10 protein-coding genes are annotated in these 13,041 nt (G+C 39.1%); 5 read left to right on the forward strand and 5 right to left on the reverse strand.

The features are described 5' to 3' along the window. Positions 1 to 1,148: 1,148 nt before the first annotated feature. Together F6K18_RS26670 and F6K18_RS26675 are read left to right on the forward strand one after the other, a co-directional pair. On the forward strand, positions 1,149 to 1,412 hold the full coding sequence (locus F6K18_RS26670) for a hypothetical protein (RefSeq protein WP_124143397.1): 264 nt from the start codon (positions 1,149 to 1,151) through the stop codon (positions 1,410 to 1,412). A gap of 556 nt (positions 1,413 to 1,968) precedes the next feature. Further along, positions 1,969 to 2,880 (forward strand): phosphorylase, encoded by a 912-nt coding sequence (locus F6K18_RS26675; RefSeq protein WP_287525299.1) that lies wholly within the window; start codon positions 1,969 to 1,971, stop codon positions 2,878 to 2,880. A 605-nt stretch (positions 2,881 to 3,485) separates the two neighbouring features. Here the strand turns inward: F6K18_RS26675 and F6K18_RS36890 are convergent. The 4 genes from F6K18_RS36890 to F6K18_RS26690 all read right to left on the reverse strand — a co-directional run bounded on the left by F6K18_RS36890 (position 3,486) and on the right by F6K18_RS26690 (position 6,435). Continuing rightward, positions 3,486 to 3,716 (reverse strand): hypothetical protein, encoded by a 231-nt coding sequence (locus tag F6K18_RS36890; RefSeq protein ID WP_375341355.1) that lies wholly within the window; start codon positions 3,714 to 3,716, stop codon positions 3,486 to 3,488. Positions 3,717 to 3,770: 54 nt separating this feature from the next. Then, positions 3,771 to 4,280 (reverse strand): Uma2 family endonuclease, encoded by a 510-nt coding sequence (locus tag F6K18_RS26680; protein WP_375341356.1) that lies wholly within the window; start codon positions 4,278 to 4,280, stop codon positions 3,771 to 3,773. 152 nt (positions 4,281 to 4,432) lie between these two features. Beyond that, the gene (locus F6K18_RS26685; protein ID WP_287525300.1) at positions 4,433 to 4,609 is read right to left on the reverse strand and encodes a hypothetical protein; all 177 of its coding nucleotides are present in this window, start codon (positions 4,607 to 4,609) and stop codon (positions 4,433 to 4,435) included. Between the two features lie 1,031 nt (positions 4,610 to 5,640). Next, positions 5,641 to 6,435, reverse strand: coding sequence for an Rpn family recombination-promoting nuclease/putative transposase (locus F6K18_RS26690; protein ID WP_353735186.1), 795 nt, complete (start codon positions 6,433 to 6,435; stop codon positions 5,641 to 5,643). A 365-nt stretch (positions 6,436 to 6,800) separates the two neighbouring features. Here F6K18_RS26690 and F6K18_RS26695 point away from each other — a divergent pair, with 365 nt between their 5' ends. Beyond that, entirely contained in the window at positions 6,801 to 9,851 is a 3,051-nt protein-coding gene (locus tag F6K18_RS26695; protein ID WP_287525301.1) for a sister chromatid cohesion protein PDS5, read from the forward strand. Continuing rightward, positions 9,806 to 10,864, forward strand: coding sequence for a hypothetical protein (locus F6K18_RS26700; protein ID WP_287525302.1), 1,059 nt, complete (start codon positions 9,806 to 9,808; stop codon positions 10,862 to 10,864). Before F6K18_RS26695 ends, F6K18_RS26700 begins: the two co-directional genes overlap by 46 nt. Positions 10,865 to 11,685: 821 nt before the next feature. On the opposite strand, the gene F6K18_RS26705 is transcribed toward F6K18_RS26700, so the two are convergent. Further along, positions 11,686 to 11,826: a hypothetical protein gene (locus tag F6K18_RS26705; RefSeq protein WP_287525304.1), complete on the reverse strand. Its 141-nt coding sequence runs from the start codon at positions 11,824 to 11,826 to the stop codon at positions 11,686 to 11,688. 139 nt (positions 11,827 to 11,965) lie between these two features. Here F6K18_RS26705 and F6K18_RS26710 point away from each other — a divergent pair, with 139 nt between their 5' ends. Further along, positions 11,966 to 12,856: an ABC transporter permease gene (locus F6K18_RS26710; RefSeq protein ID WP_287525306.1), complete on the forward strand. Its 891-nt coding sequence runs from the start codon at positions 11,966 to 11,968 to the stop codon at positions 12,854 to 12,856. Positions 12,857 to 13,041 lie beyond the last annotated feature (185 nt).

Consider the following 13,041-nt stretch of genomic DNA (forward strand, 5'->3'; position numbering starts at 1 on the left):
ATGGCAACTATTTTAGCCATAACTATTTATCATCTTAAACATCAACTATTGTCTAAATATCTAGTATCTGAACTTAAATATCCTACAATTAAAATGACTGTTATTTAAGTTTTGATGGATTGTTTATCATCAGCAAAACTTGGCGATCGCTATAATTTTTTTTCGCGTTAGCGGAGCTTTGCGTCAGCAATCGCTTGATTTACCATGCGCTATATATAGTGTCTTTGCGTAAGTCCTGATAATTAATAATTAATTATTAGAGTTGTCGCTAAATAAAGGGAAAAAATCACTCTAACCTAGACAGAGCAATAATTCCCAGCATTTTTGCCATCCAATAGCTACAATCCTTACAGAACAAGGTTTTTGGGGAATTTTTAAGTTATAAAGCGACAAGTCTATTAATTGTTGAAAAACAGCTTCTAAGGGAGAGGTCTTAAATGTTTGTACTTCATTTACTTGCAATTTGTTGTAGCTACTCCTCTGGTTATGGCGATCGCATTCGATACATAACCTTTACCTAAAAAGCTTTTACTGATCGCTTTGAAGGTTCTTGTGTTCGGCAAAGATTGAAAAGCCACATATTTAATTATACCTGATAGACTTAATTTTGCAAATTTTTACTGGCAACACTTTTAATTTTTGCTTTTCCTAGTTGTTAAAGTTACTGAATAAAGCTAATATAAAGTATGATTATAATAGTTTTTATTCATTTATTTCTCCAATCACTCACAATTAATATTTATTTACTTTCGAGAAAAATAGCAACTTAAATGTTCGCTAATTTGGCAGATTTGCAGATATAATTATTTTTGGGAATAATCATATTATCATCTTGACAATTTGAGTAGATAGCTGTAAAATTTTACTTACATAATCCCTCCAATAAACTAAGATTAATTATATCATAAAAAATGATTTTTTTTATTAATTTTTATTTATATTGAGACAGTAAAAACTAATATTAATAATGCCGGTTTCTGGATTGAGAATTTATACTTAAAAAAACAAGCAACCGCTCATAAAATCAGAAAAAAGATAGTAAAAAGTATATTAGTTAACAATAAATGATCTGAATTTAGAGATATAAAAAGAATATAGATAGTAATTCACTATCCATAAAGTAAACCAATTACAGGAGAGTTTTTATAATGAAAAGGTACTTAATCCTATCTGCACTAGCTTCTCTCGGCATTTTCTTACAAGCAGGATCGGCTAACGATCAATATAGATGCAATTTCAGATATAAAGTTGGCGCAAATGATTGGGTTAATGACAGTGCCAGTGCAACAACTCGTTCTCTTGCTAAAGGTTCAGTTGCAAGCGTTCTAGAAAGTAAAGAAGCTAAAGCAAATAGAGAAGGTAAAAGTTTTGATTCAACTAACTTATTTTGTAGAGAAGTACTTGGGGATTAATGTGATAGTCTGTCTGGAAACTAAAATACTCAAAAACTCTATTGCTTTTAAGCATGAAAATTAGGTGAAGTTTAAGCGATCGAGTTAGTGAATTTATCAACAAAAACTAAAGTTTTAGTGTTGTAAATACTGAAATCAAGCTCTAAGAGTAGTTGCTATTTATAGGGGTTCCCTGTTTCCAGAGGGGACTTTTTTTTGACTTACAGCAGAAGGAAGAAGGAAGAAAGAAGAAGGTTTTATACCAAATCTCAAAAACTTTTCTATGTTTTCTGAAGCGGGAAAGTAGGGGAGGTAGGGGCGAACGGCCGTTGCATGCAATGTCCCTAACCATTCCCCCACTCCCCTACTACCAATTTTTTTGGGTCTCAAATTTTGAAATATTGATCGCCTCTTCATATCAATATCAGTATAGTTGCCACTATAGTTAGGACATGGGGTAATTATGATGATTGATAACGCGAGCAAGATGCTCACACTAATTGTCAAACGCCAACCTCACCCTTCTTGGGAATTGCTATAATCGATGACTACTGACTATCATATCCAAAATTTAACTATGTCCCAAAATCAATTGTTATTTACACCGGGCACTCTCTGGGAAAGGCTAAAACAACAAACTGAATATGCTCTAGAATGTGGCGCACTTCAACCTATACCTACTGAATACGAGTTTGTGCAACAGGATAATATTCGCTTCCTAGTACGCATTTTGTCTAATTTATCCCGGAAAGATGAAGCTACAAAACAGCAGAAAAAAAAGAAAGCTGAGACTGGCAAAGATTTTAACCCTTTTCTACCTTATGAGCAGGATTTATTTGTTGCTGATATCTCTGAAACTCATTTGTGTTTGTTGAATAAGTATAACGTTGTAGATAATCATCTACTCATTGTGACTAGAGAGTTTGAGGAACAAGAAAATTTGCTTAATTTGCAAGATTTTCAGGCTTTGGGTTGCTGTATGGGAGAATTTGATGGTTTGGCATTTTACAACGCTGGGAAAGTGGCAGGTGCCAGTCAACGTCATAAACATTTACAAATGATACCTCTACCAATGGTTTTGGATGGAGAGAGAATACCGATAGAAAGAGCGATCGCTACTGCTACCTTTGATAATGGTATAGGTGTTACGTCTGAGTTTCCTTTTCGACACGCTTTGGCTAAATTAGATTCTGGTTGGATAAATTCTCCTGTTGACTGTGCTGGTAAAATTTTGGCATCTTATTTTGCTTTACTCAAAGCTGTGGGGATAGAAGATAGTGATGAGATGAGTGGGAAACAGTCTGGTAATTATAATCTTTTGGTGACGCGAGAATGGATGTTAGTTGTGTCGCGATCGCGTGAGAGTTTTCAGTCTATTTCTGTTAATAGTTTGGGTTTTGTGGGTGCTTTGTTGGTAAAAAATCAGGAACAGATGAAAATTATTAAGGAGCATAAACCTTTAAATATTCTTCGTGATGTGGGTAATTAGAAGGAGTCAGGAGTCAGGAGTCAGGAGTCAGGAGAGAAGAAGAAGGAAGGCTTGAGTTCTCTAGGAGAGAAGGAAGAAGAAGGAAGGAGGAAGAAGGTTTGATGGTGGTGCATTTTTATTGGTCGTGCATTGTCTGGCAATGTGTGTTACGAGAACAGTGGGAGCATCTTGCTCCCGACTTTTTTGTGGTAATTTATAGACTATTATCGTCTCTATTGACATACTACCGACGTTGCGCTTACACGACAACGAGGGATTCTTCAGTCAGAAAAAAACTGACCGCAGTTTTGACAGAGGTGATGTCCTCCCCCTGTGTTTGTTGAGACAATAACAAAATACCTCCTACTTGTCAAGGAGGTCGAAACGTTTTATTTGTGGAGATATCCAACTGTTGCCCCTGGCTTTCCCATACGACGCTCCCCTAATAGCTGCCGCTAGGCTCCGCCAACGGGAGACCGCGGGACTTCCCGCCAGGGTAGTTAAATAGAATATGCTGTCTGTTTTTACGTTTGTCTAATTTTTTTCAGTTAACTTAACTACAGATAAAATTGAATTCTTTATCAAAAATATTCTTTAGCCAAGTTAGTCTGAGTCTCTCCAATTATCTAATTGTTATTAGCAGAATTAGCTATTTGTTGAACAACCGATAAAGGTAGGTCTAAAGATTCAGCAATTACCTCTAAACTCAATCCTAATTTAAGCAATCGAGGGACTGCTTCTTGTTTGGCCTTTTGTTGGCCTGTTTGTTCTCCAACTTGTTGACCATCGGCAAAAGCATTTTGAGCTTGTTGAACTTGTAATTGAGCTTGTATCGCTGACTCCTGGGGAGTTGGCACTCGTTCACCGTTGGCAGTGAAGTAACGCAGTTCACCTCCATCTACTCCTAAGTATCATTCTAATTCTTGGCTCCAACGCCAACCTGACTGATTCGGTTGAATTTCTTCATAGCGATTTTGTTGTAAGCGAAATCCCATAAATTCCATAGTTTCCGGGTCGAACCAAAAATACTCTGGGGTGCGGAAGTTGTCTTGATATAACTTCTTTTTTAAGTTGCGATCGACTCTAGCGGTAGAGTCTGATAGTAACTCGATAATTAAGTTAGGATATTTACCGTTTTCCTCCCAAACTACCCATGACTTCCGAGGTCGCTTCTCGGTTTGCTTGACTAAGAAAAAGTCTGGTCCGCGAAATTCGCGAGTTTTTAGCTGCTGGCGACTGTAATAAATAGTCAAGTTGGCACCAATAAAGTAATCATTTCTATCGCGCCACAACCATTCCAGACAAATAACTAGCAACATGAGTTGCGTATAGTGTTGAGAGCTTTCCATTTCGGGTTCGTCGCTTTCTAGTTGAGTAGCATCGGGCATTATTGCCTCAAATTCTTGGGCTGTTAAAACCATTGAATTTCACCTTTTTTCAGTTATCAGTTATCAGTTATCAGCACCTCAAGTTGAACCACAGGCAATTATTAATTAGGGCTTGCTGATTAAATATAAAAGCATTTACATATAAAGGTTTTAGCCTTTTTTTTTCTTTAAAAAGTGCAAATTTTTCAGCTCTTTATGCTCAAAAAGGAGCGTATTTTAGGCAAGACTATGGCAGAAAAATCATTCTGACAATTGTTACTCCTAACTCCTCTACATTCCCATTTCTCCTGTCTCCTGTCTCCTGTATTCCCCTCCTGGGAGGGGGAGGGGCGAGGGGTGGGTTGTCTCCTACCCTCACCCATAAGACTTTTTCAGCAGACCCTAATTATTCATGGCTTTGTTGCATGAAAGTATATAGCTGCCGCACTTGCTCCGCATCTGTACTTCATAACGCGCGGAAACTGTTGTAACTATTGGACAATAGTAAATAGAACATCAATGTTTGAGGTGAAAAAGGCTGAAACTTTTACCTGTAAAAGCTTTGAGGTTTGATCGCTAGAGCAATAACTATTGGACAATAGTAAATAGAACATCAATCATCGCAAAAGATAGCGTACGCGTTCTCAGCAGAGCAATAACTATTGGACAATAGTAAATAGAACATCAATCATCGCAAAAGATAGCGTACGCGTTCTCAGCAGAGCAATAACTATTGGACAATAGTAAATAGAACATCAATCATCGCAAAAGATAGCGTACGCGTTCTCAGCAGAGCAATAACTATTGGACAATAGTAAATAGAACATCAATAATTGCAAAAGATAGCGTACGCGTTCTCAGCAGAGCAATAACTATTGGACAATAGTAAATAGAACATCAATAATTGCAAAAGATAGCGATATAGCTGCGGAATGGATGTTAAGAACGCTACTTTCATGCAACAAAGCCATTATTAATTATTCATTATTAATTATTCATTATTCATTATCCATCCCATTCTTTATCCAAGATTAATGGGATTTTTTCTGGAGGTACAATAACGACTTTTCCATATTCCCAAATAGCGATATACTCTCCTAATTTTCGGTGTCTTTCTAATGCTTCAGCAATGGCTTTATTGATACCTTTAAGGAGTCTTTATGAAAATAATTTAGGTTGTTCATTATTCATGGTTTTATCTCCATAATTTGAGAATAAATTTCAGATTGATAAATAATCGGTGTGTGGTTAATTCTTTTTTTTCCAATACAAACTGATTTATACAAACTGTTTAATTAGACTCTACCTAACTCTCTTACCTAATTTTTTTTAAAAGTTAACTTAACTACAGATAAAATTGAATTATTTATCAAAAATATTCTGTAGCAAAGTTAGTCTAAATCTATTCAGTTATTTAATTATTATTAGCCGAATTAGCTATTTGTTGAACAACCGACAAAGGCAAGTCTAAAGATTCAGCAATTACCTCTAAACTCAACCCTAATTTAACCATTCGAGCAACTGCTTCTTGTTTGGCCTTCTGTTGGCCTGTTTGTTCCCCAATTCCTTCACCAATTTGTTGACCATCCGCAAAAGCATCTTGGTAAAACCTTGTTTGTTTCAAATCACCTAAATTAAACATTGCTGCAATTTCCTCCCGACTTTTTTGTGGTAATTTGTAGACTATTATAGTCTCTATTAATTCGATAATATTTTCTTCTCTGACTGCATCTGTTAATTGAATTTGAGTTTTTTCAACTAACGACTTAGCCAGATCGACTGCGGTTTCTTCTGGTTCTACTACCAGTTTAACAATTTCTACTCCTAACGAGTTTATGTTTGCTAACTCATCTAAATAGATTCGTTCGACTCTTTCTAAAGTCAATATATCCCCAAATTGATGAGCTTCTTCTCTTTCAATACTACGAGTTGGATAAATAACTACTACTCGCCAAGGATTAATCGGTTGATATTGTCTTAAATATAGAAAAAGTTCGGAAAATATACGATAATATAATTCCTCTTTTGGTTGAAATTGTACTTCTACTAAATAGAATGGTTGGTCAGAATTAACATTGGTTGGTACAAATAATCCATCCATACGAAATGATAATTGTTTGACTTCACGGGAAGTAAATTTGTAATTTTTGGCTTCATTGCCAGAAATACCAATTAGTTCAAAAAACTGGATGGAATTGTCAGAAATAATTTATAGAAAATGCTGTCTGTTTTCACGTTTTTATTTTGGAATTTAATTTAGCATACTGTTTTCCTGTTGTTGTTGCAACTGGAATGAAGTGGAAAAAAGCAATCTTAGTTGGTCTAAATTATTTCTTGATTTTCTGTTCCGGTTCAATTTAATATGTTAATATGTAGACTTAAAATAAGCTGCTGTTTTCCATAGCAGTTCTTTAACATAAGAGGTACAGCTTTCGATCCCCCCTAACCCCCCTTAGTAAGGGGGGAACGGCTTAAAAGTGGGGAGTCTTCAAAGTCCCCCTTTTTAAGGGAGATTTAGGGGGATCGTAAATTTACTTCATAACTTTGGGAATTCCTATATCTCTCAATCTAACGATGATGAAACTCTCTAACCCCTTTCTCCGTAAATGGCGTTTTTTACTGCTGTTGTTGTTGGTGCTATTGGTGGTAAATTTGGGTCATGTTCGAGCTGATGAGAAGTCACCGCCGGAAGACTGGCAGCTTCAGGGAATGTTGGCGGCGTTGGATGATTCTGACCCTGATGTTTTGGTGGAAGCTTTGAAGAAAATGTCTGAGTATGACCTTAAGTCTCCTGTTGAAATTCCCCCGGAGCGGATTGAACGAATTGGAAAATTGTTGAGCGATGAAGATTCGGATGTCCGTATAGCAGCAGCAACAGCAGTAGGTAATCTGGGGTTGGAGGCTAAACAATACATTCCCCAGTTGCAGCAGTTGTTCAGTGATAAAAATTGGCGTGTCCGTGAAGCAGCAGTAGAGGCAGTGGGTAATATGGGGTTGGAGGCTAAACAATTTATTCCCCAGTTGCTCCAGTTGTTTAGCGATGAGCATTCGTCTGTCCGTGAAGCAGCAGCACGGGCAGTAGTGAAGATTAGGTCGGATGCTAAACAATTGATTCCTCAACTACAGCAGTTGTTGAACGATGATAATTGGCGTATCCGTAAAGCAGCAGTAGAGGCAGTGGGTGAGATGGGGTCGGAGGCTAAAGAATTTATTCCCCAGTTGCAGCAGTTGTTGAGCGATGAAGATTCGGATGTCCGTAGAGCAGCAGCATGGGCAGTGGGTAGTATGGGTTCGGAGGCTAAAAAATTTATTCCCCAGTTGCAGCAGTTGTTGAGCGATGAGCATTCGTCTGTCCGTGAAGCAGCAGCAACAGCAGTGGGTAATATGGGGTCGGAAGCTAAAGAATTTATTCCCCAGTTGCAGCAGTTGTTGAGCGATGAAGATTCGGATGTCCGTGAAGCAGCAGCAACAGCAGTGGGTAATATGGGGTCAGAGGCTAAACAATTTATTGCACAGTTGCAGAAGTTATTGAGCGATAAAAATCCGGATGTCCGTGAAGCAGCAGCAAAAGCAGTGGGTAGGATGGGGTCGGAGGCTAAACAATTTATTGCACAGTTGCAGAAGTTATTGAGCGATAAAAATCCGGATGTCCGTGAAGCAGCAGCAAAAGCAGTGGGTAGGATGGGGTCGGAGGCTAAACAATTTATTGCACAGTTGCAGAAGTTATTGAGCGATAAAAATCCGGATGTCCGTGAAGCAGCAGCAAAAGCAGTGGGTAGGATGGGGTCAGAAGCCAAAGAATTGATTCCCCAGTTGCTACAGTTGTTCGGCGATAATAATTCACTCACTATGTCCTATTTTGATGATAGGTTTGAAATAAAGTCTGTCAATACAGAAGCAGCAAGGGCAGTCGTTAAGATAGATTCTGGAGCCAAAACTTTGGCAAAATTGAAGGAACTACTAAGCGATGAAAATTCGGATGTCCGTGAAGCAGCAGCAACAGCAGTGGGTAATATGGGGTCGGAGGCTAAACAATTCATTCCCCAGTTGCTGCAGTTGTTGAGCGATGAAAATTGGGATGTTCTTTATGCAGCAGTAACAGTAGCGGGTAATTTGGGGTCGGAGGCTAAAGACTTAATTCCTCAGTTGCTGCAGTTGTTGAGCAATAAGAATTCCTTTGTCCGTGAAGCAGCAGCAATAGCAGTGGGTAAGATGGGAAAATTGAATAGTCAGCAGATTTTACCGATTTTGAATACAGCTCATAAAAGCAGCTACGAAGAAGCAGAATTTCGTTTTCTCGCTTACTTTGTCAGTGGAGGAGAATCTGATACCGTTACCTTAATTCAATGGTTGGGTTCACCCAAAAAATATCCCTACGAAAACAATAAATTTGATAACTCTCGAAAAGAAGGCAAAAAAGTCTTAAAACTCTTTGCCGAAATTTGGCAAGCAACCAAACCCCTAGAAGAATTACGCCCAGAATTAGAAAGACAAATTGCCCAAGTAGTCGATCGCGTCGAATGGCAACCCCAAGACATTAACCTCCTCACAACCCACTACCAAAATTTAAACGCTGCCAAGTCTACTCATGCAGATTCCATCAACACAAAAATCAAGATATTAAAAGGAATACAATGGTTATCCTACCTCTGGAAAATTCTACTCCTTCACGCCATAACTTGGCTCATCCTCCTCTCCCTCTATCCCAAATATCCCGAAATTCAAACCCTATTCTGGCATCCCCTGATTCGCAGAATTGCCGGACTCGGTTACATCGGTTTATTACTCACCTGGATACCATTCCTCCGCCGCACACTCCTCTCCCCTTTCCAACCCCTCCTCATCGCAGACGCCAACCTCGACAGTTTCAACCCTCAAGATTACTTTCCCGACTCCAACGTTTGCCTCAAAAATACCCACAACCTCCAACCCATCAAAACCGCCATTGCCAAAGTGCAATCTCCCATTATCCTCGAAGGAGAATCAGGTCTCGGCAAATCCATGTTCCTGCGCTACTGGGCGAAAACCTGTAAAAATCTTGTCGTTTACCTACCTGCCAGCAAATGTGCCCAAGGAGCGATCGCTGCCATCCAAGCCAAAATCCCGATTTCTCAAACAGACCGTAAATTCCTAGAAAACCTCATCTATAACAACGCCCTAGAAATTTGTATCGACGGTCTCAATGAAGTCACCCCTGACACCCGTACTAAAATTAGTTATTTCGTCGAGCGTCATTTCCGGGGTCATATTCTCCTAGCAACACAACCCCTAGATTGGATTCCACCCTCCGCCACCAAAACCTATATTCTCCAACCATTAAAACGTCAGCAAATTCGACAGTTTCTCCAGACTCGTCAGTTTACCCCATCCGCAGAAACATCAATTTCCCAGTCTGAGTATGAGGAAGCTTGCGAAGAATACCTGGAAAAAACCTTCAATTCAAACAAACAGTCAGAGGAAGAGCGCAAAGCAGTACGTCGGTTACTATCGAATCCCATGGACTTAACTATTGTCGGGCAAATTCTCGCCCAGGGAAAAATCCTGACTTGCTCAACCTGCAACAACAGCAGTATAACGTTATGGCAGCAGCATACGAGCAGATTAATTTTGATTCCTTTCCCCTAACAGAATTTGCCGAAACAGCATATCAAATGCGCCTCAACGATGAAATTAATATTCCGTCCGAGTGGAAAAAAGAGCTAAATTGCATGGAAAACTACAAAATGGTTTTGCGCCGTCAACCTCATGTAGAAGGTAATTCAGGTTCCCAATGGTATTTCCGCCATGATAAAATTCAAGAATATTTTATCGTCCAGACTTTTCTCGGTGAGGAGAATCAAAAATTAGAGCAACATATTAACGACCCCAGATTTCGAGGAGTTTATCTATTATTAGCAACTTTGTTACCCTATAACGAAGCACTGTTATTACGAGATAAATTATTAATAAATGCAGCAGAAACCAAAGACCATGTTGTCAGCGACCAATTTATTCAGCGATTAAATTCTCGGTCGGAATTATCCAAAAATGGTGAGAATTTCAACCTACTAGAAATTATTAAGTTGCTGATTGTCGAGAAAAATAATAATATAAATATTGAAGCTAACCCTAATACTGAAGCTAACCCTAATACTGAAGTTAATCCTAGTATTGAAGCTAACCCTAATACTGAAGTTAATCCTAGTATTGAAGCTAACCCTAATACTGAAGTTAACCCTAATATAAGGAGTGAGTTAATGGCAGATTCTTACAGAAAAAAATATGACCTGAAAGAAGCTACTATTCGTAATCTAGTCGATCAAGAGCAAAGTGAGAGTAGTGGTAACGTAGTCGAGAACGCTGAAGGTGGCAGTCAGATTATCGGAACCCAAAATAACTATGGCTCCCAAGAAAAGCAAACCCTTGCCGAAGCTGCTGATGAAATTCAAAAGTTATTGAAACAGTTAGAATCAAATAATCCCGATGCGACAGATGCAGAAAAACAAGCATTTGTCACCGCCTCCATTCCGCCGAATAACCGCCAACGTTTTGTCGGAGCATTGCAAGCGGGAGGCAAAGAAGCACTCAAAGAATTGTTAGATAATCCTTATGTTAATGTGGGAGTTGCCATTGTGGAAGGGTGGCAAAACCCAAATTAAGAGCATTGAACGAAGTCAGAAGTCAGTAGGGGCGAACGGCCGTTCGCCCGTACAGAAGTTAACCCACCCCTAACCCAACCCACCCCCGCCCCTCCCAGGAGGGGAGCCTGGATGGGAAGTAGGGGATTTGAGCAAGACTCCAAAAATATTTTGCGTTAAAAGGAGGGATTGCGCGACCCAATTATTTTGATAAAAAGTTGAAACCTTGTAGGTTGGGTTGACGCAGGTTAGCGGAGCTTATCCGCAGGATAAACCCAACAACTCCTTTTGTATATGTTGTATAGAACCCATTTGAGATCTATATAATTATGGTATAATTATGGTTCTCAAGTCTTTTCGCGCATCAATTTTGACCGAAAATCATCAGCAAGGAGTTGAATTTTTTGTATGATCTCTGCCCACATCTTCCCTCTTCCCTCTTCCCTCTTCCCTTTTCCCTCTTAACTCCTGTCTCCTGTCTCCTGTCTCCTGACTCCTAGATCAAAAAACTTGGTATTTATCAAGATACGCTCAGGGGTTCTATATGTGTAGGTTGAGTTGAGTCAGGTAAACACAAGGAGCATTTTGGGTTTGTTGGGTTACGCTAGCGCTTAACCCAACCTACATTCTTTGTCCTGCTATATCTTCAATATTTTTTAATAATTATTATAGCAGTCAAAGCAAAGGGCGCAGACATATCAAAAACTTAAAACTCAGACAACGCTAAGTTTTTCCTTCTTCCTTCTGCTATAGCAGTCGAAGCAAAGGGCGCAGACATATCAAAAGCTTAAAGCTCAGACAAAGCAAGACTTTTGCTTCTTCCTTCCCCTATTCTGCCATTTCTAAATAGCAGTGTTAAAATTACCAGTGTATTGGACAAAAGCCATTAGCATACGGTGGAAAAATATTAATAATAAGTTAAAAATCTTTAACTTCCACATTGCCGTATTATCTTTTGTCCATATAGCAATGTGCGCTGGCATATTTACAAATTACAGTAACTGTCCAATAGCTAAAAGCCTGATATTATCGGTTTTTTATTCCCCCTGTTGCCTGTTGCCTGTTGCCTGTTGCCTGCGCACAGCGCTATACATTCTGCACTAATAATATCTAAAGTCTAATATGAGTGGTACTATTACTCCTTCCCAACCAAATATTAGTCAGTTGTCTGACACTCAAACGACACCTTTAACCTCCGGTTCTGTACTGGGAGATTTCTTCCAAGAAACTCTAGCATTAACCCGTCGGTTATTTATCCAACTAAAACGACGCCCTTCGACATTAATAGCTGGAATTATCCAACCCCTGATGTGGTTAATCCTATTTGGGGCACTTTTCCAAAATGTACCTCAAGGTTTATTTGGCGAAAGTCAAAATTATGGACAATTTCTCGGTGCTGGTATTATTGTCTTCACCGCTTTTGCAGGTGCTCTTAATGCTGGTTTGCCAGTCATGTTTGACCGAGAATTTGGCTTTCTCAACCGCCTATTGGTAGCTCCATTAACATCCCGCTTTTCTATTGTCTTAGCTTCAGCTACCTTTATTATCACTCTGAGTTTGATTCAGTCAGCAATAATCATCGGTGCTGGTGCATTTTTGGGCGCTGGATTACCTGGTACATTAGGATTAGCTACCATCGCCCTGATTGTCCTAATGTTGGTTTTGGGCGTGACAGGTTTAAGTTTGGGTCTGGCCTTTGCTTTACCCGGTCACATTGAACTTTTGGCAGTTATTTTTGTAACTAACTTACCTTTACTATTTGCTAGTACTGCTCTAGCACCTCTATCTTTTATGCCTAATTGGTTACAGGTAGTGGCAAGTTTAAATCCTTTGACTTACGCGATCGAGCCGATTCGCTATTTGTATTTACATAGTGACTGGTCTATTGGTAGTATAATCATGGAAACACCTTTTGCTGATATTTCTTTTGGTACAGCATTGTTGGTACTTTTGGTCTTTGATGTAGTGACTTTAGTCGCAATTCAGCCTTTATTACGTCGTCGGTTTGCCTAAATTGATTCGATCGGGTGGTTCATTAATTGATAATTGATCATGGATAATTGATAATTACCTCCGGTTAAAACCGTTCTGACGCTAAAAATGTAGTAGCGTTAGACTCCTAAAATGTTGCATCGGGTAGGGGTGGGTTCCACGTTAAGTTAATTGCTCAACATTAAATTTGGATAAACCCGCCCCCT

Source organism: Okeania sp. SIO2C2 (assembly GCF_010692625.1).
GTDB classification, from domain to species: domain Bacteria; phylum Cyanobacteriota; class Cyanobacteriia; order Cyanobacteriales; family Microcoleaceae; genus Okeania; species Okeania hirsuta.